This window comes from Alkalinema pantanalense CENA528 (genome assembly GCF_050753345.1).
Taxonomy (GTDB): domain Bacteria; phylum Cyanobacteriota; class Cyanobacteriia; order Leptolyngbyales; family Leptolyngbyaceae; genus Alkalinema; species Alkalinema pantanalense.
On the sequence record NZ_JBLZFX010000093.1, the window covers coordinates 1 to 25180 of the forward strand.

17 protein-coding genes and 1 tRNA gene are annotated in these 25180 nt (G+C 51.3%); 11 read left to right on the forward strand and 7 right to left on the reverse strand.

Annotation, left to right across the window (positions count from 1 at the left end; all coding sequences use genetic code 11):
* Positions 1-467 precede the first annotated feature (467 nt).
* Positions 468-1445, forward strand: a complete 978-nt coding sequence (gene hpsN / locus ACN4EG_RS22105; protein WP_431632362.1) for a hormogonium polysaccharide biosynthesis glycosyltransferase HpsN — start codon at positions 468-470, stop codon at positions 1443-1445.
* Positions 1446-1497: 52 nt separating this feature from the next.
* Positions 1498-2670, forward strand: coding sequence for a hormogonium polysaccharide biosynthesis glycosyltransferase HpsO (hpsO, locus tag ACN4EG_RS22110; RefSeq protein WP_431632363.1), 1173 nt, complete (start codon positions 1498-1500; stop codon positions 2668-2670).
* Positions 2671-2851: 181 nt separating this feature from the next.
* On the opposite strand, the gene leuC is transcribed toward hpsO, so the two are convergent.
* Positions 2852-4258, reverse strand: a complete 1407-nt coding sequence (gene leuC, locus ACN4EG_RS22115) for a 3-isopropylmalate dehydratase large subunit (protein WP_431632364.1) — start codon at positions 4256-4258, stop codon at positions 2852-2854.
* Positions 4259-4658: 400 nt separating this feature from the next.
* Here leuC and ACN4EG_RS22120 point away from each other — a divergent pair, with 400 nt between their 5' ends.
* Positions 4659-9752 (forward strand): diguanylate cyclase domain-containing protein, encoded by a 5094-nt coding sequence (locus ACN4EG_RS22120; protein ID WP_431632365.1) that lies wholly within the window; start codon positions 4659-4661, stop codon positions 9750-9752.
* A 68-nt stretch (positions 9753-9820) separates the two neighbouring features.
* Here ACN4EG_RS22120 and ACN4EG_RS22125 read toward each other — a convergent pair whose 3' ends face one another.
* Together ACN4EG_RS22125 and ACN4EG_RS22130 are read right to left on the reverse strand one after the other, a co-directional pair.
* On the reverse strand, positions 9821-12217 hold the full coding sequence (locus ACN4EG_RS22125; protein WP_431632366.1) for an AMIN domain-containing protein: 2397 nt from the start codon (positions 12215-12217) through the stop codon (positions 9821-9823).
* A 160-nt stretch (positions 12218-12377) separates the two neighbouring features.
* The gene (locus ACN4EG_RS22130) at positions 12378-14276 is read right to left on the reverse strand and encodes a chloride channel protein (protein ID WP_431632367.1); all 1899 of its coding nucleotides are present in this window, start codon (positions 14274-14276) and stop codon (positions 12378-12380) included.
* 235 nt (positions 14277-14511) lie between these two features.
* On the opposite strand from ACN4EG_RS22130, the gene ACN4EG_RS22135 reads away from it, so the two are divergent.
* Both ACN4EG_RS22135 and ACN4EG_RS22140 read left to right on the forward strand, forming a co-directional pair.
* Entirely contained in the window at positions 14512-15099 is a 588-nt protein-coding gene (locus ACN4EG_RS22135; protein WP_431632368.1) for a DUF924 family protein, read from the forward strand.
* Between the two features lie 113 nt (positions 15100-15212).
* A complete protein-coding gene (locus ACN4EG_RS22140) occupies positions 15213-15911 on the forward strand; it encodes a hypothetical protein (RefSeq protein WP_431632369.1) in 699 nt (232 codons plus the stop codon).
* 233 nt (positions 15912-16144) lie between these two features.
* Here ACN4EG_RS22140 and ACN4EG_RS22145 read toward each other — a convergent pair whose 3' ends face one another.
* Entirely contained in the window at positions 16145-16984 is an 840-nt protein-coding gene (locus ACN4EG_RS22145) for an Rpn family recombination-promoting nuclease/putative transposase (RefSeq protein WP_431632370.1), read from the reverse strand.
* A gap of 1 nt (position 16985) precedes the next feature.
* Between ACN4EG_RS22145 and ACN4EG_RS22150 the strand changes: the two genes are divergently transcribed.
* A complete protein-coding gene (locus ACN4EG_RS22150) occupies positions 16986-17177 on the forward strand; it encodes a hypothetical protein (protein WP_431632371.1) in 192 nt (63 codons plus the stop codon).
* 26 nt (positions 17178-17203) lie between these two features.
* Here the strand turns inward: ACN4EG_RS22150 and ACN4EG_RS22155 are convergent, their stop codons facing one another.
* Positions 17204-17938: a cation diffusion facilitator family transporter gene (locus ACN4EG_RS22155; RefSeq protein WP_431632372.1), complete on the reverse strand. Its 735-nt coding sequence runs from the start codon at positions 17936-17938 to the stop codon at positions 17204-17206.
* Positions 17939-18255: 317 nt separating this feature from the next.
* On the opposite strand from ACN4EG_RS22155, the gene ACN4EG_RS22160 reads away from it, so the two are divergent.
* Positions 18256-18340: transfer RNA gene (locus ACN4EG_RS22160), tRNA-Ser, on the forward strand.
* A gap of 105 nt (positions 18341-18445) precedes the next feature.
* Here the strand turns inward: ACN4EG_RS22160 and ACN4EG_RS22165 are convergent.
* Complete coding sequence (locus tag ACN4EG_RS22165) at positions 18446-18829, reverse strand: response regulator (RefSeq protein ID WP_431632373.1); 384 nt, start codon at positions 18827-18829, stop codon at positions 18446-18448.
* 216 nt (positions 18830-19045) lie between these two features.
* The gene (locus tag ACN4EG_RS22170) at positions 19046-19996 is read right to left on the reverse strand and encodes an aldo/keto reductase (RefSeq protein WP_431632374.1); all 951 of its coding nucleotides are present in this window, start codon (positions 19994-19996) and stop codon (positions 19046-19048) included.
* Positions 19997-20204: 208 nt separating this feature from the next.
* Between ACN4EG_RS22170 and ACN4EG_RS22175 the strand changes: the two genes are divergently transcribed.
* The 4 genes from ACN4EG_RS22175 to ACN4EG_RS22190 all read left to right on the forward strand — a co-directional run bounded on the left by ACN4EG_RS22175 (position 20205) and on the right by ACN4EG_RS22190 (position 24884).
* Positions 20205-21602, forward strand: a complete 1398-nt coding sequence (locus tag ACN4EG_RS22175) for a BCD family MFS transporter (RefSeq protein ID WP_431632375.1) — start codon at positions 20205-20207, stop codon at positions 21600-21602.
* A gap of 599 nt (positions 21603-22201) precedes the next feature.
* A complete protein-coding gene (locus ACN4EG_RS22180; RefSeq protein ID WP_431628787.1) occupies positions 22202-22414 on the forward strand; it encodes a hypothetical protein in 213 nt (70 codons plus the stop codon).
* A 247-nt stretch (positions 22415-22661) separates the two neighbouring features.
* Positions 22662-24518 (forward strand): M3 family oligoendopeptidase, encoded by a 1857-nt coding sequence (locus tag ACN4EG_RS22185; RefSeq protein WP_431632376.1) that lies wholly within the window; start codon positions 22662-22664, stop codon positions 24516-24518.
* Positions 24519-24737: 219 nt separating this feature from the next.
* Positions 24738-24884, forward strand: a complete 147-nt coding sequence (locus tag ACN4EG_RS22190) for a hypothetical protein (protein WP_431632377.1) — start codon at positions 24738-24740, stop codon at positions 24882-24884.
* Positions 24885-25180 lie beyond the last annotated feature (296 nt).

Here is a 25180-nt window from a genome sequence, read left to right on the forward strand (position 1 = left end):
TCTCAATGCCATGGTCAAGCAGGGAACCTTCTGGAACCCTGCGGCCATAGCTAATCCAGGGCAAGTTCTGCCCCAACCTACTTGACTTTCAAGATAATCGCTAGCCCCCCTTAATAAGGGGGGAATGCAGCTAAATGCTTTCAAAGTCCCCCTTTTGAAGGGGGATTTAGGGGGATCGATCGGCTGGCAAGAAGAACGAAAACCGTCTAATCGATCGAAATAGGCTTTAGGGATATAGCCATAGTTCATTCAGTACAAGTTGATTCATCCATGCTAGAGATCCGATCCCCCCTAGCCCCCGCGCTACGCGCCGCTGACGCTAGAAATAAGGGGGAATTCAGTCAAATCCTGTCAAAGTCCCCCTTAATAAGGGGGATTTAGGGGGATCATTACGTGTTGCAATGACAATTTGATTTGATATCAGGCATCTTCCACCGTCGTCTATCCCCTGGTTTTCTCTAAATTTTATGTTGCCATTGATTTCTGTCATCATCCCCACCTATGGGCGCGAAGAACCGCTGGTGGTTTCAATTCAAGATGTTTTGAAACAGGACTATCCCAACTTTGAAATTCTGGTGGTCGATCAAACGCCCAGCCATCAGCCCGAGGTACAGGCGTTTTTAGAAGAGATGGCGGCGGCGGGAAAAATCCGCTGGTTCCGGCTGGACTGGGCCAGTTTGCCGGGGGCGCGCAACTACGCGGTGCGGCAGGCGAAGGGCGATGTCATGCTGTTTTTGGATGATGATGTGGAGTTGCCAGCGGGCTTTTTGGCCGCCCATGCGCGCAATTACGATCGCCCGGAGGTGGGGGCGGTGGCGGGCCGGGTGCTCGATCGCATGAAGTTGGCGGATCACGCAGCGGGCTTGGTAGTGGAAGATTTGCCACCGGAAGCGATGGATCCAGGAATCGCTTGGTACCACATCAACCTGGTGCATACGGTGAAGCCGCAGCGGGTTCTGAGTGCGCGGGGCTGCAATATGTCCTACCGTCGAGAAATTTTTTATCAGCATCAAATTTGGTTCGACGAGCGGTTTCGGGGCAGTGCGGTGCGGGAGGAATCGGATTTTTGCTTGAGAATTCGCAAAACAGGTTTGCAAATTTGGTATGACCCCACAGCGCAGTTGGTGCATTTGGGAGAAGAAACCGGCGGCTGTCACGACATCAGCACCCGATCGATGCAGTACCAAATCACCTTCTATCACAATCACTTTTTGATGGGGTTGAAGAATCTGACGGCGGGGCAAGCCTTGCGATTTTTTAGCAAATTGTTTGACTGCCACGTCCTCGGCCATCCCCCTTGTTACAAGAGCAAATCGCCGATCAAAATTCTGACGCGCGGATGCTTTTTTAGCTTGGCATTTCTGGCAACGTTGAAAACGTTAGTTCAGTCTTTTTGGGATGACGGTCAAGTGTACACACGAAAAACTCGTGCGCTGAACGGCTAAATCGAGACTCCTTCGGGATCAATCAATCAGCAAGTCAGTGAGGCTAAGGGCAATGCGAATTTTGGTAGTCAGTCATTCCTATATCGTCGATTTGAACTGTGAAAAGTTACGATCGTTGGCGAAGTTAGACCCGGCGATCGAAGTGACGATCGTGGTGCCGAAGCGGTGGCGTCCCGGCGGGGTGATGAAAAATGTGGTGGTGGCGCGGGCTTGGCAAGATGGCAATTTCCGCGTTGTGCCTGTTTTGAACTTTAGCCAAAATAACCAAGGTTTGCTTTGTTTTGGGCCGGAATTAATCCAGCTATTACGCCAGTTTCGCCCAGATGTGATTCAGGTGGAACAGGGGGTGAAATCCCTCGCCTATGCCCAGTTGATTTTGCTCGATCGCCTGCTGAATTTGCGGGCTAAACGGTTGTTTTTTACCTGGTGGAATCTGCCCTATCAGTTAAAGTTTCCGGTTTCGCTGATTGAAAAATTCAATCTCGCGAACACTGATGGCATTGTTGTTGGTAATCAGGCAGGTTACGAAATTTTCAAACAAAAGGGCTACGATCGGGCAATGCAAGTCATGCCGCAGTTAGGCATTGACGATCGCATTTTCCAACCGCAACGCCAACCGGAATTACGATCGCAATTGGGCATTGCTCCCACGGATTTTGTGATTGGCTTCGTGGGACGGTTTGTACCAGAAAAAGGACTAATGACCTTGCTCCAGGCTGCCGCTGGATTAGGACAACGGCCTTGGAAATTGCTGCTGTTGGGACGTGGCCCTTTGCAGGAGGAACTGTTAGCCACGGCAACGGAATTGGGCATCCGCGATCGCTTAATTCTGGTGGAAAGCGTGCCCCATGCGGAGGTCTATCGCTATATCAACAGCATGGACACGTTGGTGTTGCCGTCGGAAACGACCTATCAATTCAAAACCCTGACGGCGATGGGTTGGCAGGAGCAGTTTGGCCATGTGCTGATTGAGGCGATGGGCTGCCAAGTTCCGGTGATTGGTTCCGATTCCGGTGAAATTCCCAATGTGATTGCCGATGCGGGTTTGGTGTTTCCGGAAGGCGATCGGGATGCCCTGCGCGATCGCTTAATGCAACTGATCGATCGTCCGGAATTTGCCCAGGAAATGGGACAACGCGGTTATCAACGGGCCATAGTGAAATATACCAATCAGGCGTTGGCAAAGGAATTGCTCGCGTTTTATCAAACGGTTGTGCGATCGTAAGCTATTCAGCACAGATCCTCCCTAGTCACCTTACCCTGCGGAAAGCAAAGCTACAAAAAGGGGGGATTCAGGCAAATTCTTTCAAATCCCCCCTTTTGAAGGGGGATCGTTATGTGGCGCAATTACAAATTGATTTGATATTACGCCAATTAATGAGCAGTAATTTACTATCTGTAATTTACTACTGCAACAACTCCCGCACATCAGTCACCTTGCCCGTAATCGCCGCTGCTGCCACCATCGCCGGACTCATCAACAGCGTCCGACCGGAAGCCGAACCTTGCCGTCCTTTGAAGTTGCGGTTGGAAGAAGACGCACTGATTTGCCGTCCCTCCAGTCGATCGGGGTTCATCGCCAAACACATGGAACAACCCGGTTCCCGCCACTCAAATCCCGCTGCCGCAAACACGCGATCGAGTCCTTCTGCTTCCGCTTCCTGCTTGACCCGTTCTGAACCCGGCACCACAAAGGCTTTCACCCCTGGTGCAACTTGCTGACCTTGGGCAATTTTGGCGGCTTCCCGGAGGTCGGAAATGCGACCATTGGTGCAACTGCCGATAAAGCAAACGTCGATCTTCGTTCCAGCTAACGGCTTGCCCGGTTGCAAATCCATATAACTGTAGGCTTCCTGGGCTAACGCTTGCTCATCTTGGGGCATTTCCTCAGGGGTGGGAACGGATTCATCAACCCCGATCCCTTGGCTAGGCGTAATACCCCAGGTAACAGTGGGCGCAATCTCTGCCGCATTGAAAACGACAACATCATCGTAAACTGCATCGGCATCGCTGCGCAGACTATTCCACCAAGCTACCGCCTGATCCCAGGCTTCACCCTTGGGCGCAAAGTCCCGATCTTTGAGGTAATCGTAGGTAATTGGATCGGGGTTGACATAACCACAGCGCGCACCGCCCTCGATCGCCATGTTGCACACCGTCATGCGCTCTTCCATGGACATCGCTTCAAAGGTACTACCTGCAAATTCGTAGGCATAGCCCACGCCACCCTTGACGCCCAGTTTGCGAATGATGTGCAGAACCACATCCTTCGCATAGACGCCGGGTTGTAGTGGCCCGTTGACTTCCACTTTGCGCACCTTGAGTTTGGCCAAGGCCAAGGTTTGTGAGGCCAACACATCCCGCACTTGACTGGTGCCAATGCCAAAGGCGATCGCGCCAAAGGCTCCGTGGGTGGAGGTGTGGCTATCCCCACAGGCGATCGTCATGCCGGGTTGGGTCAAGCCCTGTTCCGGCGCGATGATATGAACAATACCTTGGTTACCGGATCCTGTGTTGTAAAAGCGAATGTGATTGGCACTGGTATTTTTTTCCAATTCCTGCAGCATCGCCTCGGCCATGGGATCGGCAAAGGGGCGCGCTTGGTTGTCCGTGGGAATAATGTGGTCAACGGTGGCCACGGTGCGATCGGGAAACATGACCTGCAAATTCCGTTCCCGCAGCATGGCAAACGCCTGGGGACTGGTCACCTCATGGATCAGGTGCAGCCCAATAAATAGCTGGGTTTGGCCGGAGGGAAGGGTGCCGACGGTGTGGAGATCCCAAACTTTATCGAACAGCGTTCTCTGACTCATGGTGACTTTCCGAAAAACGGTAATAGCGGATACTACAAAGACCAATTTTATCGAAAAGCTGGGCCGATCGCAGGACTCATCCACCAGTTACTCGTGGGAGTGGGTTAGCTGAGCGCCTTGGGTCCTGTTGGAAAAATCGCTGAGAACAATGAAATACCCAGATAATGAAAGAGTGTAGTGGGCGTGTGGGGCAGATCGCCTGTCCGAGTCTGTGTTCTCGCCTGGCTCTCTCCTGAGCAGAATCCGTGTTGCCTATGATGCATAGGTCAGAGAATCCTGTGATTATAGGTCGTAACGGGTGTTCAGGATGGGGAACAGAAGCTGAATTAAATCAAGAAGTTTCCCATAAATCAACGATCGATGCAGTCCTTGTGAATTTCGCAATCCTCCTTTAAGTACCATGTTTGAGATTCCAGGTATCGAGGTTATTGAACAGATTGATGCAAGCCCAAATTCCCTAATTTATCGGGGGCGTTGTGACAAGACTGATCAATCGGTCATTCTGAAGGTTTTGAACCAGCAGTATCCCAATCCCCAGGCATTGGCAAATTATCGCCGTGAATATGGGATTTTGAGCCAAGTTCAGGTGCAATCTGTCATTCAAGCCTATGATTTTCAGACCTATCAAAATACCTGCTTTCTCATCTTGGAAGACTTTGGGGGTCGATCGCTGAATCTGTTGCAGGCGCAGCAGCCATTTCCCATCCAAATTGTCCTCAAGCTAGCCGTTGGCATAGCCCAAGCTCTGGATCAAATTCATCAAAACCACATCATTCACAAAGACATCAATCCCAGCAATATTGTTTGGAATGAGACGACGGATGAATTGAAGCTGATTGACTTTGGTATTTCTGTTGTCCAGTCGCGATCGCAACCTGCTTTTCCACAACCCAATGGATTGGAAGGCACTTTGGCATACATTGCGCCGGAACAAACCGGACGAACAAATCGCGAAATTGATTACCGTACAGACTTTTACAGTCTGGGCATCACGTTGTATGAATTGCTGACCCAGCAGTTGCCGTTTAGCACGATCGATCCCCTCGAGCTCATCCACTGCCATTTGGCCCAGCAGCCCCGCCCACCCCACGAATTAAACCCTGAAATTCCTCAGAATGTATCGGCGATCGTGTTGAAACTCTTGGCGAAAATGCCGGAAGATCGCTACCAAAGTGCCTACGGATTGCAAGCTGATTTGGAACATTGCCTCGTGCAGTGGCAGCAGGGGCGGAATATGCCCTTTCGGCTAGGTCAAGTCGATCGCTCCGATCGCTTCCAGGTTTCGTCCAAACTGTATGGACGGGAGGAGGCGGTGGATCAGTTATTAAAAACCTTTACGCGAACCCAGACAGGGCCAGCGGAGTTAGTTTTAATCTCAGGTTATGCGGGCGTTGGCAAATCAAGATTGGTTCAGGAGGTTGCTAGAACGATCGCTCAAAAGCAAGGCCGATTAGTTTCTGGCAAATTTGATCAATTACAACGATCGACGCCCTATAGTGCGATCGTGGAAGCGCTGCGATCGCTGATTAAACAATTACTGAGTTCCGATGAAATTACCCTACAAACCTGGAGAACGAAAATTCTTGAGGCTGTAGGGAGTAATGGTCAAGTGATTATTCAAGCCATTCCTGAAGTGGAATGGTTAATTGGGCCTCAACCTGAGATTCCCCCCTTACCGTCCCAAGAAGCACAAAATCGATTTAATCGTGTTTTTCAGGAATTTTTGCGGGTCTTTTGTCACGCCCAGCATCCGTTAGTTTTGTTTCTCGATGACTTGCACTGGGCCGATGGTGCAACCTTGCAATGGTTGGAATTGATTTTATTGGACAGTGTTTTAGAAGGCTTAATGATTGTGGGAGCCTACCGCGATCGTGAGGTGGATGCGGTGCAACCCCTGAGCCAAACATTGACCAAACTCCACCAGCGAGGCGTCAGCATCAACACGATCGAACTTTTGCCGTTATCCTTGGCATCCGTTCAGCAAATGCTGGTGGATACGCTGTATTGTGAATCTTTCCAAACCGCATCCCTGGCAGAACTGCTGCTGTTTAAAACCCAAGGCAATCCTTTTTTTATTAGGGAGTTTCTGAGAACGCTCTATGCAGAACAATTCATTTATTTTGATTATCAGAAACGAGTATGGCAATGGGATATTGAACAGATCCAGAGTCAGCAGATCACTAATAATGTTGTCGATTTATTGATTGATAACATCCAAAAACTTCCCCAGCCAACCCAACATTTGCTTCAGGTTGCAGCCTGTTTAGGCAATTGTTTTGAGCTTGCAACCCTGGCCCTTCTAGAACAGGAATCGGTGCAAACGATCGCCAGAGTACTCTGGGCTGCCTTACTACCAGGGTTTCTTCTGCCGGACTACTGTGAGGGAGGGGAGGGCAGTGTTCTCGCGGGGGTGCCGCTCCAGTACCGTTTTGCCCACGATCGAATTCAACAGGCAATTGATGCCTTGATTCCCACGGAGACTAAGCAAAAACTCCATTGGCAGATCGGGCAAGCACTGTTAATCCACAGCACCATTCCAGCACAGGAAGATCGCCTTTTCAATCTGGTGAATCACTTAAATCAAGGGGTGAGTCTAATTCACGATCGGGCAGCGAGGCAGGAGTTAGCCGAATTGAATCTCAGGGCGGGTCACAAAGCGAGGGATGCCAATGCTTACGACATTGCCCTTAACTATTTTATAGCTGGCTTGGAATGCTTAGAACAACAGCCGTGGCAACATCAATATCAACTGGTTTTGCAACTGTCAGAAGCGGCGGCGGGGGCAGCTTTATTAGCAGGTCAATTTGTAGCCATGGAGAGGTATTTAGAGGCGATTTTTGAGCATGCAGCTTCGCTTCTCGATCAAATGAATGCCCATGAAATCCGTATCCAATACTATGTGACTCGGCAGGAAACGGAACAGGCTGTGCTCTATGGCATTCAACGGTTTCAGCAATTGGGATTGAAGATTAAACCTCAGATTTCTATGGCGACTCTACTTCCGGATCTTTTGCGGCTCCAGCAAGTTTTAAAGCGATCGTTGCCTCGGATTTCTGAATTGTCGGTGATGACTGACCCAAGGGCACTGGCAATTACCCAAATTATGGATAGTTTGGGCGGGTCGCTGTATGTATCCAGTCAGAGTTTGCTGCTGTGGAACACCATACAGGGAATCAAACTTTCCTTGCAATATGGGGCTGCCCCATCTTCTCCGTTGCAATATGGCGCATTTGGGTTATTGCTGTGCAATATTCTGGGGAATGTGGAGTTGGGCTATCAAATGACCCAGCAGGCGATCGTTCTGGCCCAAAAACTTGACCACCGCCGCACTGAAGTTCGATTAGGGATGATTTTCCAAAGCTTTATTCGGCATTGGAAAGAACCTGCTTGGTTGACGTTAGAGGCGTTGATGGCGCTGCACCAGCGGGCGATCGAAGTGGGTGATTTTGAATATGCTGCGGCCTGTTTATTCTTTCGAGTGAGCTACGGGTTTTGGACTGGACAAGCGCTAGATGAGCTTCTGCAAGAATGTGAACGCTTTTACCCAGTCCTGCAAAGCCTGCATCAACCCCGAACATTGATGGTGTTTCAGTTGGTTTGGCAAACCTTGCTTAATTTACAACGCCCTGCTCCGGAGCAAGCGGTGCAGTTGATGGGGGCTCATTATGATGAAACTCAGGCTGATGCTCGGGTCTTTGCCGATCCTTCTTCCCAATTTAACTTCCATTATCAAAAGTTATTTTTAGCTTACTTATTTGGGGACTATGGGCTTGCACAACAGCACATCAAACATCTTAGTCGTTTGAAACAAGGTGCCCTCGGTCGCTTGATGCGATCGAGTCGGTATTTCTTTGAGGCTTTAACTTATTTAGCCCAGTGGTCAGATATCAGCGTTCCCAAACGTCCAATCTGGATGAAGCGAATTCGATCGGCCCAGAACCAACTCAAACAGCGGGCGCAGTACGTTGCCTCGGACTATCAGCATAAAGTGTGGCTGATTGAAGCAGAGTGCTATCGGATTCAGCATCAACCGTTGCAGGCAATGCGATATTACGATCGCGCGATCGACGAGGCACGTAAACATGGTTTTCTTCCTGAAGCGGCAATCGCCTGTGAGCTGGCGAGTCGGTTTTATCTAGTGCGAGATCAGGTCAAGATTGCTCAGTGGTATTTTCAGGAAGCTTGCTATCTGTTTAACCGCTGGGGCGCAACGGCTAAGGTGGCACAGTTGGAAATGCAATATCCGCAGTTATTAAGCGCAATTATTAGGCAACAAAAAGATTATCGCAGTGATTATTCTAAAATTTCTTTGAATTCAACACAGGAGAATGTGAATCGTTACTCTTCACAATTAGATTTGGTGACAGTGATGCGGGCATCACAAGCACTCTCCCAGGAAATTGTGCTCGATCGATTGCTGGAAAAGTTTATGGCTAGCATTTTGGAAAACACTGGAGCAGATCGCGGAGTGTTACTACTAGAATCTCAAGAGGGTTGGTATACTGCAACAACGCGATCGCTTGATTTGAGCAGTCAGAATCAGCCTAGTCAGAATCAGATGGAAATCCAAAATCTTGAAACCCAAAATCAAGGGGGGATATCCAATCAAATTGCGCTTTCGATCGTTAACTACGTAGCCCACACCCAAGAAACGATCGTGCTAGATGATGCCACAAACGACCACAGTCAATTTAGCCAAGATCCCTATATTCAGACTGCACAACCCAAGTCAGTTTTGGCGACGCCTTTAGTGCACCAAGGGCATTTTTTAGGCGTGGTTTATTTGGAAAATACCCTCTCCATTGCAACCTTTACCGTCGATCGATCGGAAATAGTCAAAGTGCTCTGCGCCCAGGCTGCGATTTCGATCGAAAATGCTCGATTATACGCAGTGCAGAAAGAACAGGCCGAAATTCTGGAGCAAAAGGTCATGGAACGCACGGCAGCGCTGGCGGCAGCCAATGACGAACTCCAACGATTAGCCACGTTAGATGGTTTAACGCAAGTGGCCAACCGTCGTGCATTTGATCACTATCTTCTGCGGGAATGGCAACGCCTCCTGCGGAATCAGCATTCTCTGGGGCTGATTCTCTGTGATGTCGATTATTTCAAACGCTACAACGATCACTACGGTCATCAAGGAGGAGATGGTTGTTTGCAAACGGTGGCCCAGACGATTCAATCCTCGGTTAAGCGATCGACGGATTTAGTTGCCCGCTACGGTGGAGAAGAGTTTGCGATCGTGTTACCCAATACCACGATCGAAGGGGCGTTTCAGATTGCTGAAACCATTCGTCTTAACATTGCCTACCTAAAACTTCCCCACGCCCAATCAGAGGTCAGTGAGTTCGTTAGTTTGAGTTTAGGAGTCACGGCAATTGTGCCGACACCAGATCTGACGCCGGAACTGTTAATTCAACAGGCAGACGAAGCATTGTACGCAGCAAAACAGCAAGGACGCAATCGTGCGATCATCTATGCATCCCAGCCATGAGCCAGTTACAGCCATGAGCTAGATTTTTAGATTGATGACGGTTGCTCGTTATCGTTCATTGATCACCGTTAATTTGTTCCAATGGGAACTTGACTAACCGTATTACTTGTAGGAATCACAAAGTCTTGATTGAGTCGAATTTCCAATACTTGACCGGGTTGGATGGTCGTGGCTTTAGGTGCTGTGGCGTAGGTAATGGCCGCTCCAGCCGCCGCTCCGCCAATGAAGTTTCCCCCAGATAGCCCCCCGACAATAATTCCCGCCAGTGCACCAATCCCCGAGTTTTGCAGCAAATTCTTTTCGGAGGGTTGACGCACACCGCCGAAGGAATTGGACTCCGCAGAAAGGGGATAATTTTGCCCCTGAATGGATAGCGTTTGTGCCACAAACCGACTGCCAGCGGAGCTAGATTCAAATCGCCCTAGGACTAAACTGCCTTCTGGGGCGATCGCTCTGCCTGTGCGATCGAGGATGGGGCTTTGCAACACCAAAATTTCCTGCCGTGCTTCATTTTTTTGCAGAGTCAGATTGCTAATACCCGTGTAGCGAACCGTCAAGGCGGTACCCATTGGTAACACCAAGCCATTGGTGCTGGAATTCACGATCGCCTGGGGCGCTACCATAGCAGCCGCTGGAGACATGGCCACTTGTGAATTGCCTTGGATAGAGCCTTGGGTTGTACTGGGCAAGGGCTGACCAAATTCGATGTTAGAAGGTGCGATCGGCGTCTGGGGAATGGCCGTTATGGGTTGCATCATGGGTTGCATCATAACGGGTTGGGCAATGGGCTGAGGGGATGCAATGACTGGCTGAGATGGTGTAATTGGGGGCACAGTCTCATTCGCGATCGGTAGGGGGTCGGGCTTGGGAATGTGAGCGGGCCACTGTCCCGGTACAGGTTTAACTTTTGGCGTCATGGGCGCAGGGACAGCAATCGTTTGGGGACGGGACTGAACCGGGGGATTGCTGCTGGGGAGAGCCGAAGGTTGCACGATCGTCGTTGGCAATGGCGGGACAGAAACCGTGGGGACAATGGGTGCGCTTTGGGTAGCCTCTGCGGGCGGCAACGTATCTGGAATATTCGATGCAAGGGGTGTGGGCGGGGCGGGCGGCGTATTAAGGGCTGTGGGGGCAGCAGTGGGATTGGAGGACAATAACTGCGTTAAGGTGGTCGGTGTGACCGTTGAAGCGGGTGCTTGGGTGGGTTCCAAACGGGGGGGCGGGGGCGTGGTTGTGGCGGGAGCCTCCGGCAAAGGCGCTGGGGCAGAAACTACCGCTGGGGCAGAAACTACCGCGATCGACCCTGGTTTTTGGGCTGGCGGAACGGGAATGGGAATGGATTGGGAAATGGATGCATTGATGTCTATGGGCTCGGTGGGTTGAGAACCGATCGCGGCCAAAGTGGGTTTAGCTGTCACGGTTGGAGATGGCTGAGCGATGGGCTTAGTGACCGGTTGGGTAATGGTTTGGGCAATGGGTTGAGAAATAGGCTTAACGATAGGCTTAGAAATAGGCTGAGCGATCGGTTCGATGACGGGTTGAACCGGGGTTGCGGATAAAGTGGATTGTGATTGAGGGGGTAATGTGGGAGAGGATACTACAGTCGTTGTAACTGCTTCTTTAGCAACTGGAGCAGTTTTAGTCGAGTGATTAGCCGTTGGCGCGTTAGACGCTGGCTTGGATGCAGGTACTGTGACGATCGCCTTTGGCAAATCCGTTCGGGGGGCAGCCATCGATGAAGCGGTAGACTCTGACGAATCGCCCGTTGCAGGCGTAGCGGATTCACTGGGACGAACGATCGCAGCCATGCCAGGGGGATAATCCGCTGGATTAGGAGGTGTCACGACTTCATTGCTACGGTTAAAGCGATCGAAATTTCCAGATCCCTGAGACCCTGCCACGGGGGGAGCTACAAAAGACAGCCGATCGGGCGAGGTTTGGGGGCTTGCAGCGGAAGGTTTGACTCCAGATGACTGGGCCAAAAGTGGCTGAATTCGCCAGCGATCGCTCAAACTACGATCGCCATCCCCCAGACGTTCGATCGCAACTTGTCCGCGAGCAAATACCGCATCCGGAGCCATTTCTAAAATGACTCGGGTCAAATTGGGTTGCAGTTGATTTACGCTAATCTGCCGAATCGCACCCTGGGTAAAGGTTTGTTGCGCAGGGGCTGTACCGATTTGCGTGTCGGGTAGATCCACAATAATCCGTGCCGGTTGTGCCATTAAAAAGTGGCGCGGCTGGATGCCATCGGTGATGACGAATTCGAGCTGGTTGGTGGTTGGGTCGTATTTCCAACCGTCCAAAGGCGTCGCGATCGCGGGTGTAGTGGCGATCGCCCCGAGGGCCAGCCCAAGCACGACCCCGACTCCAAGCCGAGGCATTGTCCAGACTGGGGAATCTTGAACGGTTGCTGTTAATTGAGATGCGGTTGTTAATCCAGCTAGGACTGTGGCGTTTTCCATATGCATCACCCAAAATTTCTCAAGCCCGATCGCAAGTCAACTCAGCGAGTCAACCTAAAGTCACCCTGGCAATCCATTGGACTGCTACAGGATACTCGCAAGTCTAAAAATTGCACGAATTTTTGTCCTGAGGTACTGGGGAATTTGGGTGCTGGGAGATTTAGACCGTCGATGGGGTGAGATAGGGAGCAAGATATTCCTGGGTTAGTGCAAAACTCGACGCCAGCAACACATGGTCGTGGTCAATCATGCCCAATACCCGATCGGGATTCTCAGGATCCAGGACAGGTAACTGTCGTAGTCCCCGCGCGGCCATGCGATCGAGGGCTTCGCTGACGGTTTCATCGGGCAAGGCGGAGAGAATTTTGGCGGTACAGATCGTGGCGATCGCTTGTTTCGCTAAGGCTTCGATGTCCTCAGGGCTACTGCTATGGCGCGTCAGAGCACGATTGATATCTTGCAAGGTCAAGATGCCCAACAGGGTTGAACCCTCCATGACCAAAGCGCTGTGGGATTGGTGTCGGGTTAGCACCAGTCCTGCTTCGGGAATCGGCAGAGAAGAGGGCAAACTTAAAAAGTTCGTCTGCATTAGATCTGCCACCCGTAAGCGTTGTAATAACAGTGTTTGTTGGTCAGGGGTGACGGGTTCTGCAATCACTTCTGCAATAATTTCCGTTGGCGGCGCAGAGGTGCTATCCGTTTCCTTCGTCTCCTGTTTGGTTTTCTTCTCCTGCTTCGCCTTAAAGCGATCCATCAGCCACACACTGAGACCCACCGCTGCCATCAACGGTAAAACGATGCGATAGTCACGGGTCAGTTCAAACAGCAACAAAATGGCGGTCAGGGGCGCTCTGGCGCTGGTGGCCAGTACCGCTGCCATCCCCACCATGGCGTAGGCGGGGGGCGCTGCAATGCTATCGGCAAACATGGGTAACAGCTTGGGCAAGGCTTGGCCATAGGCAGTGCCTAGGGTTGCGCCCAGAAACATCGCCGGGGCAAAGACGCCGCCCACCAAACCACTTCCCAAGCACAGCGCCGTTAACACCAGTTTGCTGACCAGCAAAACCAGCAAAAGCCCGATCGAAAATTGCACATCCCGCAGCATGGCTTCGATCGTCTCGTAGCCAATCCCCAAGACCTGGGGAAGTTTCAACGCAACCAAACCGACACAGGCGGCTCCCAAAATCGGTTGAATTGCCCGAGGAATTTTCGCGAGAGCTTGCAGCTGTTCCACTTTACCCTGGAAGGCCCGCTGGGAGAAGCGATTCAATTGGGTATAGGCGATCGCGACTAGGCTGGCGCAGAGGCCCAGTCCAATGTACAGCGGCAGTTCCAAGGGACTGCGGACTTCGTAGGAAGGTAAATCGAAGGCGGGTTGGGAACCGAGGCCAATCTGGGCAATCAGGGAGGAAACGACGGCGGAGAGTAGCACCACGCTGGCGGCAGAGGTGGCGAAGGTGGTGCCCAATACCACTTCCAAGGCGAAAAAGACCCCCGCGATCGGCGCATTGAATCCTGCGGCCAGTCCCGCTGCCGCCCCGGCCCCTAGCAATAACCGTTGCCGTTCCTGGGAAACTTGCAGGGCCTGTCCTAACAAAACGCCTAAGTTAGCCCCAATTTCCACACTGGGGCCTTCTGGGCCGAGGGATGCCCCCGATCCGAGGGAGGTTGCCGCCGCCACCATTTTGGTCACTGGGCGCACGGGGGATATTTCCTGACTGCTTTGTACCGAGCTAATCAGGGCTGACACGCTGGGGCCGAAATCTTTCCAGCGCCACCGCATACCGCCAATGATCAGCCCCCCGATCGCAGGCATGATGGCCAACGTCCAGGATCCCCAACTGCCAATTTTGCCCATGACATCGGCAAATAACAGGTGATGGATCAGGTCAATCAGGTAGCGGAAAGTAACCACACCCATTCCGGCTCCGGTTCCCACAACGACGGCCAAGATCAGCACGATCGTTTCGGGGGAGGGTTGGATTTGGTTGACCATCACCGAGAGACGGGGGGATGGTTGAGTGGATGGGATCTGGGCTGGTGCGGGCTCGATCGTCATTGGGTGCACAGGGATGGACAGACAGACTGGACAGATAATAGACAAATTATGTTTTATCTCTCAGTCTTCATTGTTCACTATGTTTCTGGCGTTAAACCATCAACTTTTCCGAGGGGGGATGGAGGGACCTCGGGGCAGCACTAGATTGGTGAAGGGGCAGCCGATCGCTCAGGGTTGAGAATAGGGGCAGCACAATGGGACAGTAGGAGAAGTTGTTGCGAGGGAGGATAAGGGTATGGGCGCGATCGTGCGGGCTAATCAGGTGCTGGAATTTTGGTTTGGGGCGGGGTGGCGAGAGGCGGTGGATTTGCAGCCCCGATCGGAGTGGTTCCAAAAGGATCCAAATTTTGACCATGCCATTCGGGAGCGATTTTTGGATCTTTATGAGAAAGCGATCGCCCATCAACTGGATGACTGGATGGAGCAACCGGAGTCTTGTTTGGCGTTGGTGATTTTACTCGATCAGTTTTCTCGTAATATGTTTCGTGGTCAAGCTCAGGCATTTGCAGCGGATAACCTAGCGTTGTTTGTGGCAAGTCACGCGATCGATTTAGGTTTTGATGCAGCATTGCCGCCCGTGTTACGACAGTTTTTCTTTTTTCCGTTTGAACACAGCGAAAATTTAGCCCATCAGAATTTTGCAGTTGCTCAATTCCAGCAATTTGTTGGAGATTCTGCTTTGGAGAATACCTACGATTACGCCCTGCGACACCGTGCGGTGATTGAACAGTTTGGTCGGTTTCCCCACCGTAATGAAATTCTGGGACGGGAAAGTACGGCGGAGGAAATTGCGTTTCTCCAACAACCTGGCTCCTCGTTTTGAGATTGCATGGCTTCTAGCTGTTCTATGGAACATTCCGTAATCCGCGCGATCGTCTCTAGGGCTAAGCCTTCAAGGTTTTCGGCAAACTGAGCAAATTTCAAGGTCAATAAACCATGATGAGACTGACAAGTGCATTAATTGGTGTTGCTTACCTAATGCTTGCCTGTTCCTTACCAAGTCAATTTGCGGCTCGGGCGGTTCCAGAAGTGCCATCTCCATCAAGTATGGATGAGACTGTAACCAAGGTTGAGATAAAACCAGATGATGAAGTGATTGCACTGAGATTGCAATTAGCAATGAGAGGCTACCGCAATCAAAAGGTAATGCAAAGAGTAGCTCAGGAACGAGCTAAGTTTCCTGCCTTGGCTAAATCATGTCAGAATGATTTTGCCTTTCTTGAGGGTAGCTTTGGTGAACCTTTTCCCATCAATAATACTGAATATCTGATTCCGTTTTACTGTGCATCTTACAGAGGTGGCCGAGTTTTTCAGCTATTACGCTTCCTAGAGACTGAGGGCTTGTTGGAACAACCGATTACAATCATGGCATTTCCAGAAATCGCTGTACCTGACTTCAAGGTTTCCCATCCATCAGACGTGCCACATTCTGTTAATACGTTATTTGGACGGCCCAGCTATCAAGCAGATACACGCAAGTTAACTATTGAAGTAATTTGTGACCCTACAGGAGGACATCCTAGTAGTGAATCGATCTATCGCTATGAGAACAACCAATTTGTCCTAAAAGAGTTTAAGGCAAATACTATTCACAACTGCAAAAAAGGCGCACCCTTAGTACAGATTTATCCCTAGTTATACTGCATCAGAAGGGGTTCTTAATGATCCGCAGTGGTTTCCAGCCATCGACAGCACTGTTCCTAGCAGCAACAGTACCTATCAAGATCGTTTGTGCCATATCCTCACAACTACAATTGTCAATATTCGACTGAATCAATTTGTGCCTGCATCACTTGCAATTGCTCGATCGAGTATTCCGTAATCCGCGCGATCGTTCTTTGTAGAGAGGTTCGATCGAACCTTTACCTTCAGCGATCGGTTGAATTGATCTGTTCTTGCATCGTTTCTAATTGCTCTATGGAATATTCCGTAATCCGCGCGATCGTCTCCAGGGCTAAGCCTTCCTGTAACATCTTCATCGCCAGGATCCGCCGTTCCTCCTCCTGCCCTTCCATCCGACCTTCCATCCGACCTTCCATCCGACCTTCCATCCAGCCTTCTGCACGGCCTTCCGCCTTGAGTACTGTTTCCCACTCTTGATAAATCACCGATTCCCGCATCACTTCCCTCCTGAGAATTTGCTGAATCACCGCCTTCTCCAATGATAGCCCAGCGATTACGGCGCTACTCACGGTCAGATTGCTGCGCTGTGCTCGATCGGTGATCTCGTCTAACCGTCGTGCCACTTCCCGTAAGACCGCTTCCCGATCGTTCGTTTGGGTCAATACCGCATAGGGTAGCAATCCGGGGCGTTGCAGGAACGGTTCCGGGGGTTGCTCCCACAATCGCACGACTTGGAACTGATGGCGAAGTTGATTGCCTTGAAATTGCGTTACGTAAACCCAATCCGAAGTCGTTTCCCGTAAATACACCACCACCTGTACTAAGTTTAGATCGGGGTATTTACGATAAATCCGTAGGGCGTAGTCGGCCATGCGAAAGGGCAAATTGCGATCGGGATTGGTTTGAAATTCACAATGGACAATCACCTCTTGCGATTTTAATAAAATCACAGAATCCGCTCGAATCGGTTCGATCGAAAGTTCGGTGGGTTTCAGTTCAGTTAAAGCGATCGGTTCCCCCAGCAACCAAGCTGCAAAGTCCTGGGAATATTGCTGAATCAGGAATTTAGAAAGGTTGTCGAACATAGTGCAATTTTACTATGTTGAGCAGCCAGGGCACGGAGCAGGCAGGGTCGGTGGTGATGGTTTTGGAGTGGAGTTGGAGGATCATTGGGGGGCGATCGACCATCGCAAAGGAAGGCAGGACGATTGCACCCGCGCAACCCGAGTCCAGCATGAGAGCGATTACCGAGAGAGTTATTACCGAGAGAACTGTTAGCTAAGTTGCGCTGCTGGATCGGCGTCCTAGATGGACTCGTGAGGGGAGCTATCTTTTTTGATCGCCTGAGCTTGCTGATTTTGGAGCCAGAGTTGGCGTCCACTTTCCCAAATTAAGGGCATGGCTGAGAGACTAATGAGTCCTGCGATGACAAAACTGATGGCACAGTCGGCCCAGAGCCAATGCAGAACCGCCACCGCGATCGCCGCCACAATGACCCCGATCGACCCCAGCATATCCGCCAGCACATGCAGGAAGGCTCCCTTTAAATTCAGGTCATGCTGACTGTCTTTGTGCAACAGCGCTACGTTAATGCTGTTGACCACGACCCCCGCGATCGCGGTCATTAGCATCGGTAAGCTTTCGATTTCCGCTGAGGGCTGCTGGAGGTGGTGGGCGGCTTCCCAGGTAATCCATAGCGCAATCAGTACCAAGCCAAAGCCATTGGCAAAGGCGGCCCAGGTTTCGGCAGTTTGGGGTTTCTGAAGGGTTAACTGATGGGTTCCCAGCCAGCCCGTTTTGCTCGATCGACTCATCCAAGTGGCCCACAGCGCTAACCCTAAGGCTGCACAATCGGCGACCAAATGGCCCGCTTCTGCCACGAGGGCCAAGCTGTGGCTACTCCAGCCAATCAGCGCTTCCACCAAGGCGAAGCCGCCAATAAGCCCGATCGCAGTGGTCAATTGACGCTGTTTTCTTTGGGCTTGCAGGCCAAAGAGGTCAAAGGATTGCGATTGGCAGTCAGAACAAAAATGGCGCATGGGGATTCAGTCACACTCAAACCGAAATAGATCACGATCGGGAACGATCGGGGTTAGAGGGATCCGATCGAGGGCTGCAAACCAGTGTGCCTCATTGATCTGGCTTCCTGCTCCCTACTCCTTATTAAACCTAGATTTCGCAAAAAGGTTCCCAAAGTTTGAACTTCTTAGACTATTCGGGGACTGGCTGGAGGGGGAAACTGACTGCGCTAGGACTGGAATGGCCCCTGGAATGACTCCTGGAATGGCTCGATGATGGACAAAGTTTTGGTTGCACGGTTTGGGGAGACCTAGGTTAATATATTTAGGAGCCGCTTGGAGAGGTGGCAGAGTGGTCGAATGCGTCCGACTTGAAATCGGATGTACCGAAAGGTACCGTGGGTTCGAATCCCACCCTCTCCGTTGAACCCATTTTGGGATGACCAGAAAAACACATCGGAATGACGACCCATTGCAATCGCCATCTTCGATCGACCCGTCATCGAGCTCTCGATCGCTTAACTGACATCATTCTTGGTAAGCACCGGCCTCTTCCAGAAGATACTTCACCGCATTAATCATGTCTTTGGGCTGATAGGGCTTGGTGATATAGGCGTCGGCCCCTTGTTTCATGCCCCAGTAGCGATCGAAGTCTTCGCTTTTGGTGCTGCACATGATGACAGGAACTTTTTCTGTGCCGGGATTATTTTTGATCCAACGGCATAGCTCATAGCCATTGACGTTTGGCATGATCAAATCGGTAATCACCAGAATCGGAGGATTAGCCTGGATCTTATCTTTGGCATCCGCCCCATCCACGGCCATGCCAACTTGAAAGCCGCATCTGCGGAGTTCAGCCACCAGCATTTCCCGAGCTGTAGCGCTATCGTCAACGACTAATACCGTCCCCATAGGTTGTTCCTGGATCGCTGATATGTGACTTTAAACAATCCGCAAAGGATTTTTCCGACGAACTCAATTTATACCACTCTTAGACCCCTGCTGAGACAGTGGTTTGCTGAGGCAAGGGTTTGCTGAGACAGTGGTTTGCTGAGGCAAGGGTTTGCTGAGGCAAGGGTTTGTAGTCGGTTATCAGTCAAATTCACCCTGAATGAACTCTCATCCGGGCTATCGCCACGATCGAGTCATCAGATCAATTTGCGTAATTTCCTCCGGTGTCACTGTCCAACCTAAGGCTCCAGCATTTTGCTGGGCTTGATTAGCAGTTTTTGCACCGGGGATTGGCACCACAGCCCCCTGTGCCATCAACCAGTTGAGAGCGACTTGAGCGGGGGTGCAATCGTAGTTTTCACCAATTCTCTGTAAAAGTTTCACAAGGGGCTGAATTTTTTGTAGTCCTTTGGTGTTAAATCGCGGATCCAGACGACGGGCACCCATTACCGAGTTCTGTGCGGTTTCGGGGCTGTATTTGCCAGTCAGCAACCCCTGGGCCAAGGGACTGTAGGCCAGAATGGTCACGCCCAGTTCCTTAGCGGTTTCCATGACGCCATTGGTTTCGATTTTGCGATCGAGGAGGGAGTAGGGCACTTGGTTGACGGCGAGGGGAATGCCCCGATCTGCCAGAATTTTGTGGGCTTGGCGCATTTGGGGGGCGGAGTAGTTGCTGATGCCTAGGGCGGCGATGCGACCCGCTTGGACTTCTTCTGCTAGGGTATCCAGCAGCGTTTGCTGGCTGATTAAAAAGCTAACGGGTTGGTGAATTTGATAGAGTTCGATGCGATCGCGCTGGAGCCGATCCAAGCTGGCTTTGACGGCGTCTCGCACTTGGTTGGGACTGAAGCGCCAGGGCACGGGCATGTACTTCGTGGCTAAGAAGATGGGTTGGCGGGTTTGCTGCATGAAGCGTCCTAGCAACCGTTCCGATTCGCCTAGGCCGTAGACTTCTGCGGTGTCGAATAGGGTGATCCCGGCTTCGATCGCGGCAAAAAAGGCAGCTTCTACCTGTTCGGCTCCGTAGTCTTTGCCGTAGCTCCAGAAGAGGGAGTCGCCCCAGGCCCAGGTGCCAATGCCGAGGGGCGCGATGGGGGGTAGGGTGGGGGATAGGGATAGGGTTGTCATGGGGGTTGGGGGCAGATCGCAAATTGACTCTCCTAGTGTAACGATTTATGAATTCGATCGCTGAGGTTAGCGGGTTCAATAAAACGTGATGAGATTTCTGGGCATTAACCACCATCTTGTATCGTGGATATATCGCTCAATACGTTTTATTCCGTGGCCTGAAATCCTTATGGAGAGCAATTTTTCAGAATCTTCCGTGGCTCCACCTATGGCTCCACTTCCTCGGATTACGCTCTTTACGATGATTCGTTTAGGGTTGTTCCAAATGGGGCTGGGCATGATGTCTGTGCTGTTGTTTGGTTTGCTGAATCGCATTTTGATTAAAGAGTTGGGGGTGCCGGGAACGATCGCCAGTATTGTGCTGGCGGTGACGTTGTTTGTGGCACCAATGCGGATTTGGTTTGGGCAACTGTCGGATACGCGGCCTTTGTTTGGTTTGCATCGCACGGGCTATGTCATTCTGGGATCAATTAGTTTTGCGGTGATTGCCTTTTTGGCGGTGCAACCGTTGTGGCAGATGGGTTTGAGTTTGAAGTCGCCGGGTGGTTGGGAGTCGGCTACTGGGTGGATTGCCCTATCTACGGTTTTGTTTGGACTGTATGGGGTTGCGATTAGTGCCAGTTCGACGCCCTTTGCGACGTTGTTGGTGGACATTACCGATGAGGATCAACGATCGAAGGTGGTGGCGATCGACTGGGCAATGCTGCTCATGGGGACGATCGCGGGGGGAATTACGATCGGTGTTTTGCTGAAAACGTTGGGCAATGATCCGACGATCGAGGTTTTGCAGGCTAGTATTAATCGTTTATTTCTGATTGTGCCTTGGGTGGTGGTGGCGTTAGCGGTCATTTCCACTTGGGGCGTTGAGAAGAAATATTCCCGCTTCTTGCACAGTCCTGCAAGGCAGATCGCGGAGGAAAAAATGGGCCTCGATCGGGCTTGGCATATCCTGACTGCGAGTCGGCAAACTCGTTTTTTCTTTACGTTTCTGATTGCGATGACGTTGGGATTGTTTTTGCAGGATGCGGTGCTGGAACCATTTGGGGGGGATATTTTTAAACTGAAGGCGGGGGAAACGGCTTTATTGAATGTGCCCTATGGTGTTGGGACTGTGATTGGAATTCTGATCGCAGGGTTTATTATTTCACCTCGGATAGGTAAAAAGAAAACAGCACAAATTGGTTGTCAAGCGGTGGCGCTGACGTTGTTAGGAATTATTTTTGCGGGGACGACAGCCAATCCAGGTACGTTAAAAATTTGTCTGTTCCTGTTTGGCTTAGCCTCGGGGACGACGACAACGGGAGCGATTACGTTAATGTTGGATTTGACGGCGGCGGAAACGGCGGGAACCTTTATTGGGGCTTGGGGTTTGGCGCAGGCGCTGGCACGGGGTCTTTCGACGATCGTCGGTGGATCTTTGTTAGATATTGGTGGTCGGATTTTTGTGGCGGATGGAGCGCGATCGTTATTGGCCTATGGCTTGGTATTTTTGGTGCAGGCGGGTTGTATGCTGGCGGCAGTAGTGTTGTTGTCGCGGGTGAATGTGCAGGAGTTTCGGACGAATGCGAAGGAGAATATTACAGCAGTGATTGCTAGTGGTGATTAATAGGAGATCCCCCTAAATCCCCCTTAATAAGGGGGATTTTAAGAGAATGGTTGAATTATTGAACTAAAATCATCAATTTTCTCTATTTTTCTGGTTCCCCCTTTATTAAGGGGGGCTAGGGGGGATCGAATCTAAAACGTAGACAAATCCATTCAATATTGCTGCTTCAACTCTGTTATCGATCGCTATCCATTAGTTATAGATTTGATGGTTGGGTGTAGTGTTCGATCGAGTGTTGTTGAGTTTTCTTTAGGTTGTTTGAGGGGAGGGGGGAAGAGAGTGAATATGTTGCCAAATATCACGGGATTGCAATGTTTTGAAATATAGTTGACTTTTCCCCTGGTTTGTCCGTAGGCTTATGTTCCAAGGCCAGTTACAACCGTGTCATTCACCGATTGAGTTGGCTGTACCCCAGAAATTAGAGCGCTACCCAACGTTGTTGCAACCAACAGAGGGTAGCTAAACCCCCAAGCTGACACAGACAGCTGGGCGGTCTGACACGGATTGTAACATTCGATCGGGCCACCCTATTTGTCCTGCGCAAAGGGTGGCTTTAATTTTTGGGATTTCTTCCCGCTACAACATTTAGGAGAAGTCCCATGGTGATCAATTTTGCGGAACTCGATCGGGTGATCGAGGACGATCGTAAGCCGATGCATGTGTACCTGGTGGGGACGCAGCAGGATGTGCAGACGACGATTAATCAGTTGTATGTGCTGCGGTTCAGCGATCGGGTGCGTTGGAGTCCTCCGGTTCCGGTGCCGGGTTCGACGTGGCGTTATGTGAGTGTGATGGAGCGAGATCGGGCTTAGTGGGTCGATCTCGCTCCATCCGGCAGATCCCCTTTAAATTCGTTTAGGTTCCCCTAAATCCGCAGATCCCCCTAAATCCCCCTTATTAAGGGGGACTTTGAGATAGTGGTTGATTTTTTAGCTAATATCATCAATTTTCTCCCCTTTTCCGGTTCCCCCTTTATTAAGGGGGGTTAGGGGGGATCGAAACCCAACCCCAAGAACTTTAGCGTAGGATTAAGATTGGGTTTCATCTTGGAGAACTACCGTGTCGAATCTGCCCTCACCCACTGCCACCCCCCAACCCCTCCCAACCTTGCAGCAAACCTGGGACAACCACCAGTTTTACAGCAACAGCGCCGACCCCAAAATTGCCGCTGACGTAGAACAACTCAAAAGCGCGATCGCGGATCTGGCCGAACTCTGCGCCCCCTTCAGTTCGCAGATAGCCACCGCCGCCACCCTCGCACCCGCACAATTCGACACCCTCCTGCAACAGGTCAAAACCGCCCACCAACGGCGCACCGAAGTTTACAACCAACTGGGCAACCTACGCACCTTCATCGCCTCCATCCTCAGCGTAGATGCCCAAGACGCCCGCGCCCGCGAATGGAAACCCACCCTCCAGCAACTCTCCGCCGAAGTCAGCCAAGCCCTCACCCCCCTCGAAGTCTTTCTCACCCGCGTTAACGACGACTTCATCCAAACCCTCATCCGCGACCCCTTGCTGGAAGAACTCAGCTTCTCCCTGCAACACGATCGCCAACTGCAAGACCAATTACTCAGCCTCGAGGAAGAACAACTCGTTACCGGGCTGGCCGTCAATGGCTTGCATAGCTGGGGCAACCTCTACAGCGAATTGGCGGGTAATTTGCAATGTCAGGTGAACGGCGAAGCGATCGGACTGGCGAAAGCCTTTAACCTGCAAAGTTCCCCCGATCGTGACCTGCGATCGGCGGCATGGCATGGCACCCAAACCGCCTGGGACAGCCAAGCGGGAACCGTCGCGGCCATTCTCAACGCGATCAACGGTTGGCGCTTGCAGGAGAGCAAACAGCGCAGCAAAATTCGATCGCTCCATTATCTGGACAAAAGCTGTCACCAAAGCTGCATCGATCGCGCCACCCTCGACGCCCTCATGGAAACCACCTACCAACGGCGATCGATCGGTCAGCGTGCCCTGCGTACCATGGGCCAAGTGTTGCAAGTCGAAGCCATGCAGCCCTGGGATTTATTTGCCCCCGCCCCCGCCCCCGGAGAAACCACCTCGATTTCCTTTGAAGCCGCGATCGATCTGATTGCCCAGGCCTTCCGCCAACTCACTCCGGCCATGGGCGACTTCGCCGTGATGATGGCTGAAAAGGGCTGGATTGATGCCCAGCCCACCCCCCATCGCGCCACCGGAGCCTACTGCACGGGCTTTTCCGAACCCCGCCAGCCGCGCATCTTCATGACCTTTGACGGCAGCATGACCAATGTGCTGACCCTCGCCCACGAACTCGGCCATGCATGGCACAACTGGGTCATGCGCGATCTGCCCCGCTACAAAACCTACTACTCCATGACCCTAGCCGAAACCGCGAGCATTTTTGCGGAAACCCTGGTGCGGGATGCCCTGCTCGCGAAAGCCAATACGACAGCGGAGAAGTTAGCGATCGCCTGGGAAGACGGGGCCGCCGCCGCAACCTTTTTGCTGAATATTCCCGCTCGCTTTACCTTCGAGCAAGCTTTGGTGGAACGGCGCAAACAGGGATTTGTCATTGCAGATACGCTGAAAACAATGATGCGCGACAGTTGGCAGCATTGGTATGAAGACAGCTTGGCCAGCTATGACGAACTATTCTGGGCCAGTAAATTACATTTCTCCATGTCCGGCTTGGGCTTTTACAACTATCCCTATCTGTTTGGCTATTTGTTTAGCCTCGGCATCTACGCCCAGAAAGATCACTACGGCGAAGCGTTTAATCACCTCTATACCAACCTCCTACGGGATACGGGCAGTATGACCGCTGAAGCAGTGGTGCAAACTCACCTGAATCAAGACATCCGCCAACCAGAGTTTTGGCAGGCTAGTTTGGATATCGTCGATCGCAGTATCAGTCGGTTAGAAGCCCTAGCTACTTAGGGGGAACAACTGTAGAGTGGGGGTTTGCCTGAGCCGATCGAGGCGGTCAAAACCCTCTAGCAGACGTTAGAATTGACATTACTGATAGAGGCATAGGTATTCGATTAGCAATGCCTATGCCGTATCAGATACTCCACTGATTGGGTCAGTCAAAATCCTATAGTTGAAATCACATTACAATTATCGGAAGAATTGCTGGAACAATCTCAAGAGATGAGTTTGGCGAATTATACAGATCAACTTAACCGATCGCTGAAGGTAAAGGTCGATCGAACATTTTTGCAAAGAACGATCGCGCGGATTACGGAATATTCCATAGAACAACTGGAAGCAATGCAGGCTCAGGTCAATTCAGCCGATCGCTGAAGGTAAGGGCCGATCGAACCTCTCTACAAAGAGCGATCGAACACTTTTAGAAATAACTGATCGCGCAACCAAAAGCTAATCTGGTTCATCCAGCGGGAGCCAACCAATATTAATGAGTTCTCCAGGAGCAGCGGAGGGATAGACCTGCTGGAACTGATGAAATAGGTGTTTGAAGTAAATCTTCCTAGTTCTAATCAAGTTTGTGTTTGTTAGGTTTCGCCGTTCCACGGCCATTGCAGGAAGAAGCAATCAGGAAGTTGCGTAACCAGTTATCGTGATAGCGAAAGCCATTGAGG